Source organism: Streptomyces rectiverticillatus, assembly GCF_013394065.1.
Classification (GTDB): domain Bacteria; phylum Actinomycetota; class Actinomycetes; order Streptomycetales; family Streptomycetaceae; genus Streptomyces; species Streptomyces rectiverticillatus.
The window spans coordinates 722,121-738,472 of record NZ_CP040752.1 but is presented as its reverse complement, the minus strand read 5'-3'; the positions used below and the strand labels follow the sequence as shown (position 1 = coordinate 738,472).

General features: G+C 74.0%; 17 protein-coding genes. 9 read left to right on the top strand and 8 right to left on the bottom strand.

The annotated features are described in order from the left end of the window. Positions 1-104: 104 nt before the first annotated feature. Positions 105-812 carry a YoaK family protein gene (locus FGW37_RS02855; protein ID WP_246430233.1) on the bottom strand — a complete coding sequence of 236 codons (708 nt, stop codon included), beginning with the start codon at positions 810-812 and terminating at the stop codon, positions 105-107. A gap of 59 nt (positions 813-871) precedes the next feature. Beyond that, complete coding sequence (locus FGW37_RS02850) at positions 872-1,888, bottom strand: GntR family transcriptional regulator (RefSeq protein ID WP_179079599.1); 1,017 nt, start codon at positions 1,886-1,888, stop codon at positions 872-874. 160 nt (positions 1,889-2,048) lie between these two features. On the opposite strand from FGW37_RS02850, the gene FGW37_RS02845 reads away from it, so the two are divergent. The 3 genes from FGW37_RS02845 to FGW37_RS02835 all read left to right on the top strand — a co-directional run bounded on the left by FGW37_RS02845 (position 2,049) and on the right by FGW37_RS02835 (position 4,575). Then, positions 2,049-3,176, top strand: coding sequence for an FAD-dependent monooxygenase (locus FGW37_RS02845; RefSeq protein ID WP_179079598.1), 1,128 nt, complete (start codon positions 2,049-2,051; stop codon positions 3,174-3,176). Positions 3,177-3,257: 81 nt separating this feature from the next. Then, a complete protein-coding gene (locus FGW37_RS02840) occupies positions 3,258-3,704 on the top strand; it encodes a thiol-disulfide oxidoreductase DCC family protein (RefSeq protein ID WP_179079597.1) in 447 nt (148 codons plus the stop codon). A gap of 76 nt (positions 3,705-3,780) precedes the next feature. Continuing rightward, positions 3,781-4,575 (top strand): HAD family hydrolase, encoded by a 795-nt coding sequence (locus tag FGW37_RS02835; RefSeq protein ID WP_179084470.1) that lies wholly within the window; start codon positions 3,781-3,783, stop codon positions 4,573-4,575. On the opposite strand, the gene pip is transcribed toward FGW37_RS02835, so the two are convergent. Continuing rightward, on the bottom strand, positions 4,572-5,609 hold the full coding sequence (gene pip, locus FGW37_RS02830) for a prolyl aminopeptidase (protein WP_246430232.1): 1,038 nt from the start codon (positions 5,607-5,609) through the stop codon (positions 4,572-4,574). The two genes, FGW37_RS02835 and pip, sit on opposite strands and share 4 nt — an antisense overlap. 108 nt (positions 5,610-5,717) lie before the next feature. Between pip and FGW37_RS02825 the strand changes: the two genes are divergently transcribed. The 6 genes from FGW37_RS02825 to FGW37_RS02800 all read left to right on the top strand — a co-directional run bounded on the left by FGW37_RS02825 (position 5,718) and on the right by FGW37_RS02800 (position 11,077). After that, on the top strand, positions 5,718-6,251 hold the full coding sequence (locus FGW37_RS02825; RefSeq protein ID WP_179079596.1) for a MarR family winged helix-turn-helix transcriptional regulator: 534 nt from the start codon (positions 5,718-5,720) through the stop codon (positions 6,249-6,251). 178 nt (positions 6,252-6,429) lie between these two features. Continuing rightward, positions 6,430-6,594 carry a hypothetical protein gene (locus FGW37_RS02820; RefSeq protein WP_179079595.1) on the top strand — a complete coding sequence of 55 codons (165 nt, stop codon included), beginning with the start codon at positions 6,430-6,432 and terminating at the stop codon, positions 6,592-6,594. Positions 6,595-6,712: 118 nt separating this feature from the next. Continuing rightward, complete coding sequence (locus FGW37_RS02815; protein WP_179084468.1) at positions 6,713-9,127, top strand: SpoIIE family protein phosphatase; 2,415 nt, start codon at positions 6,713-6,715, stop codon at positions 9,125-9,127. Positions 9,128-9,284: 157 nt separating this feature from the next. Beyond that, entirely contained in the window at positions 9,285-9,893 is a 609-nt protein-coding gene (locus FGW37_RS02810) for a carbonic anhydrase (RefSeq protein ID WP_179079594.1), read from the top strand. Positions 9,894-10,012: 119 nt separating this feature from the next. Further along, the gene (cynS, locus tag FGW37_RS02805) at positions 10,013-10,486 is read left to right on the top strand and encodes a cyanase (protein ID WP_179079593.1); all 474 of its coding nucleotides are present in this window, start codon (positions 10,013-10,015) and stop codon (positions 10,484-10,486) included. A 93-nt stretch (positions 10,487-10,579) separates the two neighbouring features. Continuing rightward, positions 10,580-11,077, top strand: coding sequence for a nucleoside deaminase (locus FGW37_RS02800; protein WP_179079592.1), 498 nt, complete (start codon positions 10,580-10,582; stop codon positions 11,075-11,077). Between the two features lie 22 nt (positions 11,078-11,099). Here the strand turns inward: FGW37_RS02800 and FGW37_RS02795 are convergent, their stop codons facing one another. The 5 genes from FGW37_RS02795 to FGW37_RS02775 all read right to left on the bottom strand — a co-directional run bounded on the left by FGW37_RS02795 (position 11,100) and on the right by FGW37_RS02775 (position 16,248). Further along, positions 11,100-12,377, bottom strand: a complete 1,278-nt coding sequence (locus FGW37_RS02795) for a benzoate/H(+) symporter BenE family transporter (RefSeq protein ID WP_179079591.1) — start codon at positions 12,375-12,377, stop codon at positions 11,100-11,102. Positions 12,378-12,479: 102 nt separating this feature from the next. Next, positions 12,480-13,589: a sensor histidine kinase gene (locus FGW37_RS02790; protein WP_179079590.1), complete on the bottom strand. Its 1,110-nt coding sequence runs from the start codon at positions 13,587-13,589 to the stop codon at positions 12,480-12,482. Continuing rightward, the gene (locus tag FGW37_RS02785) at positions 13,582-14,337 is read right to left on the bottom strand and encodes a response regulator transcription factor (RefSeq protein ID WP_179079589.1); all 756 of its coding nucleotides are present in this window, start codon (positions 14,335-14,337) and stop codon (positions 13,582-13,584) included. Before FGW37_RS02785 ends, FGW37_RS02790 begins: the two co-directional genes overlap by 8 nt. Positions 14,338-14,906: 569 nt before the next feature. Further along, complete coding sequence (locus FGW37_RS02780) at positions 14,907-15,569, bottom strand: lysophospholipid acyltransferase family protein (RefSeq protein WP_179079588.1); 663 nt, start codon at positions 15,567-15,569, stop codon at positions 14,907-14,909. 4 nt (positions 15,570-15,573) lie between these two features. Next, positions 15,574-16,248, bottom strand: coding sequence for an AIM24 family protein (locus tag FGW37_RS02775; RefSeq protein WP_179079587.1), 675 nt, complete (start codon positions 16,246-16,248; stop codon positions 15,574-15,576). Positions 16,249-16,352: the final 104 nt, after the last annotated feature.

Sequence of the window (16,352 nt, the reverse complement as noted above, 5' to 3'; positions counted from 1 at the left end):
CTTCCGTGCCGGATGTGGGTGGTGCTTCCGGCACGGAAGCTATGAACCACGGCCCGTGGTCGGCGTCCCTCGCGGGAGTACACCCGTGGCGTAGCTCTGCAGTACTACGGGTCGGGGGTGCGGTGGCGCGGGGTGCAGGTGAGGGCGAGGGCGACGGCCAGGACGCAGGCGGCCGTCACCAGGAGGACGGCGGGAGGGCGCACGGCCTCGTGGAGCATCCAGGCGCCCAGCAGGCCGCCGGCGAACATCGCGCCGACCGACGCCGTGCGGCGGATCTCGTAGGCGGTGCCGGAGGGGATCCTGGAGTCGAGGCCGAAGGGGGAGGTGCCGATGAGGGCGGTCATGGTGCGGGTGACGACGGTGGTCGGCATGTCCGGCACGCTCGCCCGCAAGGCCGTGACGTTGCGCATGCCCATGGCCAGGGCGACCAGGGTCGTCACCAGGTACTGACGGAAGGTCAGGGGGTGGCCGAACCGCTCGATGCTCCAGCCCGTCAGGCCTGCGACGGCCAGGAGTACGGACTCCGCGACCAGGGCCGGCGCGAACCACCGGCGCCCGCGGGCGTCCGCGCGGGAGCTCAGCTGCGCCCCCAGGGCGGCGCCGGCGGCGAACCCGAGGAGCGACGCCCCCGACGCGGCGGCGGAGAACTCGCCGGATCCGACGACCGCGAAGCCGAGGAAGAGCGTGTTGCCCGTCTGGACGGCGGTGAAGACGGGGCCGAGCGCGAGGAAGCTGACCGCCTCGACCATCCCCGTCGTCACGGTCAGCACCACCATCGCCGTCGTGAGGGCGGCACCGGGCTGCGGCTTCACGCGTACAACTGTCCGCGGGCCCGCCGGCCCCGGCGCCGATTGCGCTGTCCGTGGGCCGTTCAGACCTTCCGCTCCGGCCTCGCCCCCGGGCCCTCGACCAGCGTGGTCAGGCCGTCCAGCATCGAGGTGAGGCCGAGCTCGAAGACCTCGTCGAGGTGCAGGTCGTAGCCGTCGCCCTCGGCGAACGACCCGATCACCTTGGCGAAGACGGGATACCGGCCGGAGGAGGTGAGGGCGTCGTAGGCCGCGGCCTGGGAATCCATCCACTCCTCCCCGGACAGCCCGGATTCGCTCGCGGCCCGGGCCTCCCGCTCCAGGTGGACGGCGGTGCCCTGGACGTAGCTGTAGAGCAGGACGTTCAGGTCGAGCATCGTCGCCGGATCCAGGCCGTGGCCGTCGAGCGCGCCGAGCATCCACTCGGAGTAGCCGATGAGCCGGGGCACGGCGAGGGGGCGGGTGAGGGGCCCGATGTGTGCGAGCCAGGGGTGCCTGCGGTGCACCGCCCACAGTGCGCGGGCCCCCAGCTCCAGGCGCTGCCGCCAGCCGGCGGGGGCGTCGTCGGGGTAGGAGAGCTCCGCGAGCACCGCGTCCGCCATGAGGAGCACCAGGTCGTCCTTGCTGGTGACGTAGCGGTAGGGCGACATGGCGGCGACGCCCAGACGGCCGGCGACGCCGCGCATGGAGAGCGCGGCCAGCCCCTCGGCGTCGGCGACGGCGACGGCCGCCCGGACGATGCGGGCCCGGGTCAGCTCGTGTTCGGTGCCGGCAGGTGCCTGTGCCTGTGCCTGTGCCTGTGCCTGTGACTGTGACTGTGCCTGTGCTGGGGCCGGGGCCGATGCCGGTCCGGCGGCGCCCTTCGCGGCGACCACCGTGCCCACGCGCGGCCGGGCTTGTACGAGCCCCTCCTGGCGCAGCGTGGTCAGCACCTTCGTGGCCGTGGCGAGGGCGACGCCGAAGTCCTCGGCGATCCGCCGCGTGGACGGAACGCGGTCGCCGGGGCCGAGCTCGCCGTCCGCGATGCGCCGCCGCAGCTCGGCGGCGATGCGGAGGTAGGGGGGAACCGATGTGCCGGCCAACGACGGCCTCCTTCTCTGTACTAGCACAGAGCCTAGCAGGGGAGTGATTGTGAGTGTCTCTGTGCTAGTGCAGGGAGGAGAATCTGCTTGTCAATGCTTCGCTTACGGCGTACATTCAGTTGCGTACAGCGTAAGCAGCGTATTCGAGAAGGTGCTCGCCATGAAGACCGTCCTCATTTCCGGTGCCGGCGTCGCCGGGCTCACCCTCGCCTACTGGCTCCGCCGCAACGGCCTCGCCGCGACCGTCGTCGAGCGGGCCCCCGCCGTCCGCCCGGGCGGTCAGGCCATCGACGTCCGCGGCGTCGCCCTCGACGTCCTCGACCGGACCGGGATCCTGGACGAGGCGCGCGGCGCCCGCACCCGGCTGCGCGGCATGGCGATGCTCGACGCCGAGGGTCAGGAGGTGTGGCGCTCCGAGGAGATGACCCTGAGCGGCGGCCGCCTCGACGGCGCGGACATCGAGCTGCTGCGCGAGGACCTCACCGGGCTGCTGTACCGGCAGGCGATCGGCGCAGGCGTGGAGTTCCTCTTCGGGGACTCCGTCGCCGCTCTCGACGAGGGGCCGGACGGCGTGCGGGTCGCCTTCGAGCAGGGCCCGGAGCGGGCCTTCGACCTCGTCGTGGGCGCGGACGGCCTGCACTCGCGCGTGCGGCAGCTGGCCTTCGGCCCGGAGGAGCGGTTCATCCGGCGCCTCGGCGCCTACATCACGGTCTTCAGCGCTCCCAACTTCCTCGGCCTCGACAACTGGGAGATATGGCTCAACGAGGAGTCCGCGGCGGGCGGCGCGACCTACTGCGTCTACCCGGTGCGGGACAACAGCGAGATCAGGGCCACGCTCGGCTTCAGGTCGGACCCCGTCGCCTACGACTACCGCGACACCGAGCAGCAGAAGGCGCTCATGGCCGAGCGGCTGGCGCACGTGGGCTGGGAGACGCCGCGGCTCCTGCAGGCCATGCGCGAAGCCCCGGACTTCTACTTCGACGAGATGGCCCAGATCCACATGGACCGGTGGACCACCGGCCGGGTGGCCCTGGCGGGCGACGCCGGCTACTGCGCATCGCCGCTCTCCGGCCAGGGCACGAGCCTGGCGCTCGTGGGCGCCTACGTCCTGGCCTGCGAACTCGGCCGGCAGGAGGACGGCGGTCACGCCGCCGCCTTCGCCCGCTACGAGTCGCGCATGCGGCCGTTCGTCGCCCTCAACCAGGCGCTCGCGCAGGAGAACGCCGGCGGGAACGCGTCGGAGGAGTCGATGGAGAAGGCGAAGCACGGCATCGCGCTCGACGGCTGAACCGCGAGGCGGGAGTCCTCGCCGGACCCCGCCGCCGGACCCCGCCGCCCGGGCCGGCGCCCGGCGCGGCATGATGGCCCCATGGGAACCCGACCTGTGCTCGTCTACGACGGCGACTGCGGCTTCTGCACGACCTCGGTGCGATGCGCCGAGAAGTACGTACGGCCGCGCTGCGACGTCGTCGCATGGCAGTTCGCGGACCTGGGCGCGCTGGGTGTCACGCAGGAACGGGCCGAGCACGAGCTGCTGTGGATCGCTCCCGGCGGCACGGTGTACGGCGGCGCCCAGGCCGTCGCCAAGCTCCTGCTCAGTGCCCGCGGCGGATGGGCGGTCCCCGGGGCGGTGCTCACGCTGCCGCCCGTGCGCTGGGCCGCGCACGGCCTGTACCGGATGGTCGCGGACAACCGGCACCGCATGCCCGGCGGCACGGCGGCCTGCGCCCTGCCCGCCGGACGCCGCCCCGGCGCGGGAGCGGGGGCGGAGGCAGGGGCGGGGGCGGAGGCAGGGCCTCCGAACGCGGGCCGCTGATCTGCGGGTTCACGCCCGCTCCGCACCTTGCGGCGCCGGACCCCTCCGGTAGCGTGGGGCGATGACGCGCCCTCGCATGATCGCCACGGACCTCGACGGCACCCTCCTGCGCAACGACAGGACCCTCTCCCCGCGCACCCTCCGCGCCCTGCGCACGGCGACCGCGTCCGGCGCCGAGGTCGTCTTCGTCACGGCCCGCCCGCCCCGCTTCGTCGACCGGCTCGCCGCCGCGACGGGCCTCGCCGGAACGGCCGTCTGCAGCAACGGCGCGCTCGTGTACGACCTCGCGGCACGTGCCGTCACCGCGTCCCGCGCCCTGCCCGTCGACGTCGCCCGCAAGGTCGTCGCCGCGCTGTCCGCCGTCGTGCCGGACGTGGGGTTCGCCGTCGAGACCGGCCGGAACGTGCTGTACGAGCCGGCGTACGGGCTGCGCCTGCCCGAGGACGCCGGGGCGGAGTCGCCCGTGGCGTCCCTCGCGGACCTGTGGACGGCGGACGTCCCCATCGCCAAGCTGCTGGCCTGGTCGGCGCGGCTCGACGCGGACCTGCTGCTCGCCGCCGCGGAGCAAGCGGCAGGCACCGAGGCGCAGTTCACACACTCGGGCGGCCGCGGGCTGCTGGAGATCAGCGCGCCGGGCGTCACCAAGGCCGGCGCGCTGGCGGAGCTGTGCGCCGGGCGGGGCATCCCCGCCGCGGAGGTCGTCGCCTTCGGGGACATGCCCAACGACCTCACCATCCTGACGTGGGCGGGCACCGGATACGCCATGGGCAACGCCCACCCGGCGGTGCTCGCCTCGGTGCGGCGGCGCACGGGGACCAACGAGGAGGACGGGGTCGCCGCGGTCCTGGAGCAGCTCTTCGGGCCGGCCTAGCGCGCCCGGCCCCGTGCGGGCGCGGGCCCGCCGCGCCGGGCGAACGCGTCGAGGGCGCCGAGCACGTGACGGCGCGTCGCGGCGGTCGACAGGTGCCCCGCTCCGTCGACGACGACCAGCCGTGATCCGGGCCAGGCGCGGGCGAGTTCCCACGCGGTGCCGAGCGGGCCGGCCAGGTCCAGGCGGCCGTGGACGAGAACGCCCGGGATGCCCGCCAGGCGGCCCGCGTCGCGCAGCAGTGCGCCCTCCTCCAGCCAGGCTCCGTGGGAGAAGTAGTGCGCGCAGATGCGCACCAGGGCCAGTCGGTCGGCGGCCGCCCGGCCGGTGTAGGGCGCGGTGGCCCCGTCCGTCTCGCCGGAGAGGACCGCGTCCTCCCAGGCGCACCAGTCGGCCGTGGCCTTCCCCCGCACGGCGGCGTCGGGATGCTCCGTCAGGCGCGCGTAGGCCGCCACGACGTCGCCGTCGCGCGGTGTGCCGGCGGCCCCGGCGAGGAAGCGCTCCCACTGCTCGGGGAAGAAGCGGCCCGCGCCGCGGTAGAGCCAGTCGATCTCCGAGCGGCGGGTCGTCGTGACGCCGGAGACGACGATCTCCGAGACCCGCTGCGGATGCGTCTGCGCGTAGGCCAGGAGCAGCGTCGACCCCCACGAGCCGCCGTACAGCAGCCAGCGATCGATGCCGAGGTGCGTGCGCAGCCGCTCCATGTCGGCGATCAGGTGCACGGTGGTGTTGTGCCGCATGTCCGTCGCGGGGTCGCTCGCGTGCGGGGTGCTGCGGCCGCAGCCGCGCTGGTCGAACAGGACGACCCGGTAGCGGTCCGGGTCGAAGTACCGGCGCACACCGGTGCCGCAGCCCGACCCGGGCCCGCCGTGGACCACGAGGGCGGGCTTGCCCTCCGGGTTGCCGCAGGCCTCCCAGTACACGAGGTTGCCGTCGCCGACGTCGAGCAGGCCGCTCTCGTACGGCTCGACCGGCGGATACAGCCCGTCCGCGTCCGCATCCGCGCCCATGTGCGCCGCCTCCCGCCACTCGGTCATTACAACAGCGCTGTTACATTACGCCATGTGACGTCTTCCCCGGATACCTCAGAGACGCCGGATACCTCAGAGACGCCGGATACCTCAGAGACGCCGGATACCTCAGAGATGCCTGATGCCCCGGAGGCCGGGGACGGGGACGTGCCCGGCCCCGAGCTGCTCGGCACCCGGCTGCGCCACCTCCTGGAGCTGCTCGACGGCGACGTCGGCGCCGTGTACGCGGACCTCGGCCTGGAGGGGTTCCGCCCGCGCTTCACCCCCGTCGTCCGCGCGCTGGCGGCCTCGGGTCCGGGCACCATCCGCGACCTCGCGCGAGCCGTCGGCGTGACCCACTCGGCGGCGAGCCAGACGGTGGCCCGGATGGCCGAGGAGGGACTCGTCGTCCTCGCGCCGGGGCAGGACGCACGGCAGCGCGTCGTGCGCCTGACCGCCCGGGCCGAGTCGCTGCTGCCGGTGCTGGACGCCGAATGGGCGGCCACGGCCGCCGCGGCCGCGGAATTCGAGGCGGAGCTGTCGTATCCGCTCAGCAAGCTCGTCACCGAGGCGCTCGACGCCCTGCGCCGGCGCCCGATGCGGCAGCGGATCACCGAGGCGCTGCCACCGGAGGCCGTGGGCGGGAAGACGAAGGGCTCGGGCGCGTAAGGGCAGGGACGCGGCGGCCGGGCTCAGGGGCCAGCCCATCCGGCCCCGTACGCCCCGCGGATGCTCCTGCTCCACATGGGGGAGCGCAGAACACCCATGTGCGCCACTTGGCCAGGTTTGCGCCGCCCCTGTGCGGCAACGCGACTTTATGAGCCCCTCCTCCCGGCAGGAGCCTCCCGTGGTCGTCATCGCTCTCGCCCTCCCCCCTCTGCTGCTGTGCGGAATCCTCGCCCTGGGCCGCTATGAGGAGCGCATACTGACCGGCCCCGCCACGCCGCGCCGCACGCCCCGCCGCACGCTGGGCAGGCACCGTGGCACGCGCAGGCGCCGGCGCATCGTCTGAGGCGGCCACCGGCCCGCCGGGTCGGCAAGCGCCGACGCCCCTCACCCATCACTGTGGAAGCAGAAGACGGCAGGCGCGGCGCGTCCGACGGAAGGAGGACGGTGTGGCGGACGAACCGATGACGCTCTTCCACGAGAGCCCCGAGGACCCCTTCTCGGTCGGCAACTCGGCGTCGGTCGTGCTGGACCACCGGGGCACCGTGGTGGGCTGGGGGGACCGTGCCGAGGCCCTGCTGGGCCACCCGGCGGGCGAGGTGATCGGGCGGCCCGCGCTGGAGGCGCTGGTGGACCCGGGCGACCGGGACGCAGTCGTGGCGGCGGCCGCCGCCTGCCTGCAGGACTCCGGCTGGTTCGGCATCGTCCCCGTCCTCCACCGCGACGGCCGCCGCATCCACGTGGGCGTCCGCGCCCGCCGCATCGTCCGCGAAGGGGCCGCTCCCGAGTGGTTCCTGGTCGGCGCGCCCGCCGGGGACGTGATCCAGTGGGAGACGGACCGCTCCGTGCTGGACGGGCTGTTCCGGACCGCCCCCGTGGGACTGGCCGTCCACGCCCCGGACCTGAGCATCCTGCGGATCAACCGGGCCGTCGCCCGGATCGGCGGCATCACCACAGAGCAGGCGCGCGGCCGCCGCACGGGCGACTTCCTCGTGGCGGCGGACACGGAGACGGTGGAGCGCCGTCTGCACGAGGTGGTGGAGACCGGGCGGCCGATGATCTTCACCGAGCAGCCGTGCCGGCTGCTCGCCGACCCCTCCCAGGTCCGCTACGTCTCCGTCTCCGCGTTCCGCATGGAGGATTCGGCCGGGGACATCCTCGGCGTCACCCAGTTGGTCGAAGACGTCACCGAACGGCACCGGGCCAGGCTCCGGCTGGCCCTGCTCAACGAAGCCGGTGCCCGCATCGGCACCACGCTGGACGTGGCCACCACCGCCCGTGAACTGGCCGACGTCCTCGCCCCCGAGCTCGCCGACGCCGTCACCGTCGACCTCCTCGAACCCGTCAGCCGCGGCGAGGAGCCCTCCCAGGACGGCTTCGGGCCCGTGCGCCGGACGGCCGTCAGGTCCGACACCCCGGGCGCCGAGGAGGCACTCAACCCGCTCGGCGGCCTCATCCGCTTCGGCCCCGAGACCCCCCAGGGGAGGTGCCTGGCCGAAAAGAGCCCGATCCTCGTGCCGGAGCTCCGCACCCCCGAGGACCTCGCGGTCGTGGCGCAGGAACGTGCCCCCCACGCCCGGGCCCTGGGCGCCCACTCCGTCATGATGCTGCCGCTCGCCGCCCGCGGCCTCGTCCTCGGCCTCGTCAGTCTGTGGCGCTCCCGCCGCCCCGACCCGTTCGAGGAGGACGACCTCACCCTCGTGGGCGAGTTCGCCGCCCGCGCAGCCGTCTGCATCGACAACGCCCGCCGCTACACCCGCCAGCACCAGGCCGCCCTGGCCCTGCAGCGCCGCCTGCTGCCCGGCGACCTGCCCGAGCTGCCGGCCGCCGAGGTGGCCCACCAGTACATCCCCGCGGGCGCCGTGGAAGGCGTCGGCGGGGACTGGTTCGACGTCATCCCCCTGTCCGGGGCGCGCGTCGCCCTCGTCGTCGGCGACGTGATCGGCCACGGCATCGACGCCGCGGCCACGATGGGGCGCCTGCGCACCGCCGTCCACACCCTGGCCGAACTCGACCTCGACCCCGACGAGGTCCTCTCCCACCTCGACGACCTCGTGTACCGGCTCGCCGCCGAACAGGAGAGCAACAACCGGGACTTCCCCCTGGACCAGGTGACCGGCGCGAGCTGCCTCTACGCCGTCTACGACCCGGTCTCCCGCGTCTGCTCCCTGGCGCGCGCCGGCCACCCGCCGCCCGTCCTGGTCGCCCCCGGCGGGCAGGCGAGCATCCTGGACCTGCCCGGCGGGCCGCCGCTCGGCCTCGGCGGGCTGCCCTTCGAGGCGACCGAGATCGAACTGCCCGCAGGCAGCCTCCTGGCCCTCTTCACCAACGGCCTCATCCACAGCCACGACCTCGACATCGACGCGGCGCTCGACCGCCTCTCGCACGAACTCGCGCGCCCGGACCGCTCGGTGGAGGAGACGGCCAAGGCCGTCGTGGACGCCCTCCTGCCCGCCGAGCCCGGGGACGACGTCGCCCTCCTCCTCGCCCGCACCCGCGTGCTCCCGGAGCACTGCGTGGCCACCTGGACGCTGCCGTCGGACGCCCGCGCCGCCGGGCAGGCCCGCACGCTGATGGCCGAACAGCTCGGCGCCTGGGAGCTGGACGAGCTGGTGTTCACCACCGAGCTCATCGTCAGCGAGCTCGTCACCAACGCCTACCGCTACGCCGGCGGGCCGGTGACCCTGCGGCTCATCCGCGGGCCCCGCCTCATCTGCGAGGTCTCCGACACCAGCAACACCGCCCCCCACCTGCGCCGGGCCCGGACGACCGACGAAGGCGGCCGTGGCCTCTTCCTCGTCGCCCAGCTCACCGAGCGCTGGGGCACGCGGTACGGGCGCGAGGGCAAGACGGTCTGGACGGAGCAGCTGCTGCCGTGACGAAGCTGCTGCCGTGACGGCGGCGCCCGACACCGGACCTCCGCAGGTATAGATGAGCCCTATAGAAGTCATGGATTACATCTCTTGGACGTTATAGGTGCAGGTCATGCACAGTGGATGACGTCAGCCCCACCGGCATCCACCAAGGGAGTGACCCATGCACCACCTTGCCCAGGGAGTCCAGCGCTTCCGGCAGAACGTCTTCCCCGCCCGCGCGGAGCTCTTCGAGCGGCTCGCCACCACGCACCGGCCCGATGCGCTGTTCATCGGCTGCTCCGACGCCCGCGTCGTCCCCGAACTGATCACCCAGCGCGAGCCGGGCGAGCTGTTCGTCATCCGCACCGCGGGCAACCTCGTGCCCGCCCACGCACCCGGCGCCGACGCCGTGGCGGCCGGCGTCGAGTACGCCGTGGACGTCCTCGGCGTGGCCGACGTCATCGTCTGCGGGCACTCCGCCTGCGGCGCCATGACCGCCCTCGCCGAGGGCGAGGACCTCTCGGCCCTGCCCGCCCTGGCCGGCTGGCTGCGGCACGCCGACGCCGCCCGCGCCAGGTGCCGCACCACCTCCGTGGAGGACAAGGTCGCCGCGATGGTGCGGGCCAACGTCCTCGCCCAGCTGGCGAACCTGGCGACGTACCCCTCCGTCGCCCGCGCCCTCGACCGCGGCACGGTGCGCCTGCACGGCTGGGTCTTCGACATCGGTACCGGCACCGTCGAGGAACTCGACGCGGCGAACGGCCGTTTCGAGGCCCTCCCGGCCGCCTGACGGTTCCGCCGCCGGCTCGGTCAACAGCCGGGCCGCATCACCAGGCCGCATCACGGCCACATTTACCAGTCACACATCACAGTCACATCACCAGTCGCATCACCAGTGAAGGAAGTCCCATGACCGTCCACGCCCAGTTCGACCCCCAGGCCCGTCAGCAGCTCGCGATCGCCGCGGTCGAGGCCAAGACCCGCAAGGACCTCACCTGGCAGCAGCTGGCCGACGCCGCCGGCCTGTCCGTCGCCTTCGTCACCGCCGCCGTCCTCGGCCAGCACGCACTCCCGGCCGGTGCGGCCGAGGCCGTCGCCGAGCTGCTCGGCCTGGACGACGACGCCGTGATGCTGCTGCAGACCGTACCGACCCGCGGCTCCATCCCCGGCGGCATCCCGACCGACCCGACCATCTACCGCTTCTACGAGATGCTCCAGGTCTACGGCACCACCCTCAAGGCCCTGGTCCACGAGCAGTTCGGCGACGGCATCATCAGCGCGATCAACTTCAAGCTGGACGTGAAGAAGGTCACCGACCCCGAGGGCGGCGAGCGCGCCGTGATCACCCTGGACGGCAAGTACCTGCCGACCAAGCCCTTCTGACACGCAGTCGCCCGTATCGCGTCCGACAGGACCCCCCGCGCCCGGCCGTCCGCCGGGCGCGGGCCCGCACCCCTCCCCAGGAGCACCCGCACCATGGACTTCATCCGGCGCACCATCGACATCGCCCGCAAGAACGTCGAGGAGGGCGGCCGCCCCTTCGCGACCGTCATCGTGAAGGACGGCGAGATCCTCGCCGAGAGCCCCAACCTCGTCGCCCAGACCTCCGACCCGACCGCGCACGCCGAGATCCTCGCCATCCGCGAGGCCTGCACCAGGCTCGGCACCGAGCACCTGACCGGTGCCACGATCTACGTGCTCGCCCACCCCTGTCCGATGTGCCTGGGCTCGCTCTACTACTGCAGCCCGGACGAGGTCGTCTTCCTCACGCAGCGCGACGACTACGAGCCCCACTATGTCGACGACCGCAAGTACTTCGAGCTGAACACCTTCTACGCGGAGTTCGCGAAGGACTGGAGCGAGCGGCGGCTGCCGATGCGCCACGAGCCCCGCGACGAGGCGACCGCCGTCTACCGGTTCTGGCAGGAGCGCAACGGCGGCGAGCGCCGCGTGGCCGGAGCCCCCACCGCCTGACGGGCGCGGGCGCGGCGGCTCCTCAGCGCGCCGCTTTCTCCTGCGCCGCTTTCTCCTGCGCGGCGCTCACCGGCCCGGCGGGCTCGTCCGCCGTCTCCCGCTCCCGCGCCGCCGCGGGCTCGCGGCGGCGCCCGTTCAGCACCACGGTCGCCAGCACCCCGGCCAGCAGGCCCCAGAACGTCGAGCCGATGCCGGCCAGAGTGATCCCCGACGCGGTGGCGAGGAAGGTGACGACGGCCGCCTCGCGCATGCGCGCGTCCGCGAGGGCGGCCGTGAGGGAGCCGCCGATCGTGCCGAGGAGGCCGAGCCCGGCGATGCCCATGACGAGGGAGGCGGGCATGGCGGTCAGCAGCCAGCCCACGACGCCGCCGAAGAGACCGACCGTGATGTAGAACAGGCCCGCCCACACGGAGGCCAGGTAGCGCCTGCGCGGGTCGCGGTGGGCCTCCTCGCCGGTGCAGATCGCCGCGGTGATCGCGGCCAGGTTCAGCCCGAAGCAGCCGAACGGGGCCAGCACCGCGTTGACGATCCCGGTCCAGGTGAGCAGTGGCGAGACCGGCGTACGGTAGCCCGCGCCGCGCAGCACCGCCACGCCCGGCAGGTTCTGCGAGGCCATCGTCACCACGAACAGCGGCAGACCGACGCCGACCAGCACCTGCCAGGAGAACTCCGGGCGCACGAAGACCGGTTCGGCGAGCGCCACGTGCAGGCCCTGCAGGTGCCACGAGCCCCGGAACGCGCTCACCACGACCCCGGTGGCCAGTGCGCCGATGACCGCGTACCGGGGCAGCCACCGCTTGCAGGCGAGGTAGACCGCGAACATCGGGAACACCACGGCGAAGTCCTGCTGCATCTTCGTGAACAGGCCCGTGCCGAACTGCACGAGCACGCCCGCGAGGAGCGCCGACGCCAAGGGCACCGGGATCCTGTCCATGACGCGCTCGAACCAGCCGGTCGCACCGCTGACGATCACCAGGACCGCCGAGAGGAGGAACGCGCCGACGGCCTCGGCCATCGACACCCCGTGCAGGCCGGTCGCCAGCAGGGCCGCACCGGGCGTGGACCAGGCCGTGACCACCGGCGCCCGGTGACGCAGCGACAGCCCCGCGCAGGTGACGCCCATGCCGATGCCCAGGGCGAACATCCAGGACGTGAGCTGCGCCGGGGTGGCCCCGGCCGCTTCCGCCGCGGTGACGACGATGGCCACGGAGCTGGTGATGCCGATGAGCACGGCGAGGAAGCCCGCCGTGACGGCGTCGGCGGGTGCTGCGGAGCGTATGCGCTGCGCGATCCGGGTCATTCGAGGCGAGGGCACGCGTGCGAGTCCACTACACAAGTTGATCTTCGTCAACCGACTTACGGACCCGCGGCGGTGAGGCGGCCGGCGCCCGCGGCGCCCCGGCTAGCGGGCCGCCGGCAGGACCACCTCGAAGCGGCAGCCGCCGGGCACGTTGCGTACGGCGGCGCGGCCCGCGTGAGCCTCCACGATGCCGCGGACGATGGCCAGGCCCAGCCCCGCGCCGCCCGGCGGCGTACGGGCCTCGGTGCCGCGCCAGCCCGTGTCGAAGACCCGCGGGAGATCCTCCTCCGGGATGCCGCCGCAGCCGTCCGTCACGGACAGCACGACCGTGTCCGCCTCCCGGTGCGCGGCGACCGCGACCGTGCCGTCGGCCGGAGTGCGGCGGACGGCGTTGACGAGGAGATTGCCCAGGACGCGGGTCATCTCCTTGCCGTCGACCTCGACCGGCACCGCCTCCACACCGTCCCCGGTCAGCCGGACGCCGTGTTCGCGGGCCAGCGGCCCCACCCCGGCGAGGGCGTCGTCCACCAGGTCGTACACCGACATCCGGCTCGGGTGCAGCGGCAGCGCGCCCGCGTGGATGCGGGAGAGCTCGAAGAGGTCGCCGACCATGGCGTCGAGGCGCTCCACCTCCGTGCGCATCCTGCGGAGGTAGCGCGGGGGGTCCTCCGCCACGCCGTCCTCCAGGGCCTCGGACATCGCCCGCAGCCCGGCCAGCGGGGTCCGCAGGTCGTGCGAGATCCAGGCCACCAGCTCGCGCCGCGAGGTCTCCAGCGCCTGCTCCCGCTCCCGCGAGCGCGCGAGCTTCTCGCTCGTCGCGGCCAGCTCGCGCCCCAGCGCGGCGAGCTCGGCCGTGGCGCCGCCGCCCGGCGCCGCGAAGCTGCCCTCGTCGCCGAAGGAGCGCGCCGCGCGCGTCAGGGCGTTGCTGTGCGCCACCACCCAGCGGCCCAGCAGCAGGGCGGTGGCGAGGGAGACCACGGCGGCCGTCGCGCAGACCGTCGTGACGACGGTCAGGTCGTGCGAGGAGAGGAACATCGCCCGGGCCACGGCGAGCGTCCCGGCCAGCATCGCGACGACGGACACGACGGCCACCACCGTGAGGGAGACCGCCACCGAGCGGTGGCGCAGCGCCCGCAGGGCGAGCGCACCCAGCAGCCCGGCCGCTGCCGCGCCGAGGAACGAGTAGAGGGCGATCAGGAGGGCGTCACGCACGGCCGGCCCCTTCGCTGCGGGAGTCCGGCCCGCCCGGAGGCCGCGCGCCGTCCGCCTCGAAGCGGTAGCCGACGCCCCAGACGGTCCGGATCAGCCGCGGCCGGGCCGGGTCGTCCTCGACCTTGCCGCGCAGCCGGCGCACGTGCACGGTCACCGTCGACAGGTCGCCGAACTCCCAGCCCCACACCTCGTGCATCAGCTCCTCCCGGGAACACGCCCGCCCCGGGTGGCGCAGCAGGAAGGACAGCAGGTCGAACTCGCGCAGGGTGAGGGCGAGCTCGGCGCCGTCCTTGGTGGCGCGCCGGGCGGCCGGGTCGAGCACGAGGCCGGCCGCCCGCAGCAGGGGCGCCGGGCGGGGGCCCGCGGAGCGCGCGTGCGCGCGGCGCAGGACGGACGTGACGCGCAGCACCAGCTCCCGGGGGCTGAACGGCTTGGTGACGTAGTCGTCCGCGCCCACCTCCAGGCCGAGGATCCGGTCCTCCTCGTCGCCGCGCGCGGTGAGCATGATCACCGGGACCGGGCCGTCCGCGCGGAGCCGGCGGCACACCTCCAGGCCGTCCATGCCCGGGAGCATCAGATCGAGGACGACGAGGTCGGGCCGGACCGCCGCCGCCAGCTCCAGCGCCCGGGGGCCGTCGGCGGCCCGGTCGACGGTGAAGCCGGCGCGGTCGAGGTAGCCGGCGACGACTTCGGCGACGGTCGGGTCGTCGTCCACGACGAGGACGCGGGAAGACGGTGTCTGCTGCATGCGGCAAGCCTCGCACCACCCGGCGCGCGGCGCCTCGGGGGCCCGTGCCACCGGCGGCCGCGCCTCCGCTCATCGCGCTTATCACACTTCGAGCACGGTGTCTGGTGCCTTCGGCCCGGTTGTCCGATGGTGAAGGCAACTACGGCTGGTCCACCGGCATTTGACGCTGCCCGGCATGCGCTGCAGGCAGGAAGGGGGGTCATGAACTGTCCCGAATGTGGCGCGTCGACCATCAACGGTCCTGACGGGAAGTCCTCGTGCTCACAGTGTTCATGGCAGTCTGGGTGACATGGAAGAGCAGGCATGGCGCTCACACGCCGCACCCGGCGAGCCCTACTACACCACCAACACCTGTAGCGGCTGCGGATCCGTCGTCCTGGGGGTACACGGCAGGTGGACGTGTGCCTCGTGCGGGACCTGCAGCCCGTACCAGGAACCTCCCGAGGGCTGGGCCTCGGAGATCGTTCCGGAAGGGAAGGGCGGCGACGGCCGGGCCTGCGACGATCCCCAGGCCAGACGGTAAGGCGCGAAGGGCGGGCCCGACGGCTTCAGGCCGCCGGGCCCGCCGGTCACCGCGGCGGCCGTTCTCCCAGGCGTGCGGCCGCCGTGCGCCAGGCGCAGGTCACCGCCTCGTGGGCGCGCGCCGTGGCCGCCGCGCGGTCGCCGGTCAGCCGGACCGGGGCGCCGATGTGGACGTGCAGGGGCGGCCGGCGCACGGGCGCGGTGAGCAGGCCGGCGAGCTGCCGGGTCCGGCTGCCGGAGCAGATGCGGCGCGCTCCCGCCTGCCCCAGGGGCACGACGGGGGCCCCGGTGGCGAGGGCGAGGTGGGCGAGCCCGCCGCGGAAGGGGCGGGGCGCCGCCTCGCCGGAGTCCCTGCGGCGGGGTATGGCGCCCTCGCCGTAGATGAGCACGGTGCGGCCGCTCGCGAGCGCGGCCACGGCCCCGTCGAGGGCCCGGGCCGCCCGCGGGTCGCCGCGGTGGACGGGGACGTACCCCTCCCGGGTGAGCAGCCGCCCGAGCAGCGGGATCCGCCACAGGCCGGCGGCGGCCAGGGCGACGGGGGAGACCCCGAGCCGGTGCAGGGCGGCGAGCACGACCGCCGGGTCGGCCGTCGAGGTGTGGTTCGCCGCGACGATGCTGCCGGGTGCGGGCCCGGCGCCGGCAGCGTCGTCGGTCGTCACCGTCAGCCGCCCGGCCGCGGGCAGCACGGCGGAGGCTATGCGACCGAGCACCGGGTCAGCCGGTCTGCTGCTGCGGCTTGGCCTCGCTCGGCCGGACGATCACGAAGCCCTCTCCCTCCAGCTTGAGCTGGACGGCCTCGCCGGAGCCGCCGCGCAGCATGGAGCCGAGGCTCTGGGAGCGGTGCAGCGAGGTGCGCAGGGAGGCGGACCAGCCGACGACCGCGTCGGTGTCCACGTAGACCGGGGCCTGGGCGGAGACGGGGATGACGATGGGGTTGCCCTCGCATATGACGCCGAGCTTCCCGTGGCCGCTGAAGACGGAGTTGAAGAGCCCGCCGCCCGTCATGCCCGCGCCCTTCACGGTCTGGATCTCGTAGGAGAGGGTCGGGTCGAAGCACAGGACGTTGCGGCCGTTGACGGTGAGGCTCTCGCCGGGGGCGATGTCGACGATGAAGCAGTTGGCGGCCTCGTGCGCGAACCACACCTCGCCGCGGCCCCGCACGGCCATCAGCGCCAGGCCCTCGCCGGTGACGGCGCGCTTGAGGAACTTGCCCACGCCCTGGCCGAGCTTCTCGAACTGCAGGTCGCCGCGGAAGGCGACCATGGACCCCTGGCGCGCGTAGCACTCGCCGTCGACGGCGTAGACGATGGACTTGGCGTTGTGGACGGCCATGCCGGGCGCGGCGGCCGGCTTGGCCATGTTCTGCTGGGCGAAGAGGTCACTGTGCATGACGTGCATGATCACCCATCCGGGGGACGGGCGGCAACGGCGCGAGCCGGGGCGGTCGCGGCGCGCCGGGCCCCCGGCCGGCGTGCGCAGACAGGGCCGCCCGC

Bases quoted from the DNA above. Each gene is read 5' to 3' on its own strand.
- FGW37_RS02825 (WP_179079596.1), top strand. From the start codon at position 5,718: ATGCCTGATGCCCCGGAGGCCGGGGACGGGGACGTGCCCGGCCCCGAG.
- cynS (WP_179079593.1), top strand. From the start codon at position 10,013: ATGACCGTCCACGCCCAGTTCGACCCCCAGGCCCGTCAGCAGCTCGCG.
- FGW37_RS02785 (WP_179079589.1), bottom strand. From the start codon at position 14,337: ATGCAGCAGACACCGTCTTCCCGCGTCCTCGTCGTGGACGACGACCCG.
- FGW37_RS02810 (WP_179079594.1), top strand. From the start codon at position 9,285: ATGCACCACCTTGCCCAGGGAGTCCAGCGCTTCCGGCAGAACGTCTTC.
- FGW37_RS02800 (WP_179079592.1), top strand. From the start codon at position 10,580: ATGGACTTCATCCGGCGCACCATCGACATCGCCCGCAAGAACGTCGAG.
- FGW37_RS02775 (WP_179079587.1), bottom strand. From the start codon at position 16,248: ATGCACAGTGACCTCTTCGCCCAGCAGAACATGGCCAAGCCGGCCGCC.
- FGW37_RS02835 (WP_179084470.1), top strand. From the start codon at position 3,781: ATGATCGCCACGGACCTCGACGGCACCCTCCTGCGCAACGACAGGACC.
- pip (WP_246430232.1), bottom strand. From the start codon at position 5,609: ATGACCGAGTGGCGGGAGGCGGCGCACATGGGCGCGGATGCGGACGCG.
- FGW37_RS02795 (WP_179079591.1), bottom strand. From the start codon at position 12,377: ATGACCCGGATCGCGCAGCGCATACGCTCCGCAGCACCCGCCGACGCC.
- FGW37_RS02845 (WP_179079598.1), top strand. From the start codon at position 2,049: ATGAAGACCGTCCTCATTTCCGGTGCCGGCGTCGCCGGGCTCACCCTC.
- FGW37_RS02815 (WP_179084468.1), top strand. From the start codon at position 6,713: ATGACGCTCTTCCACGAGAGCCCCGAGGACCCCTTCTCGGTCGGCAAC.
- FGW37_RS02840 (WP_179079597.1), top strand. From the start codon at position 3,258: ATGGGAACCCGACCTGTGCTCGTCTACGACGGCGACTGCGGCTTCTGC.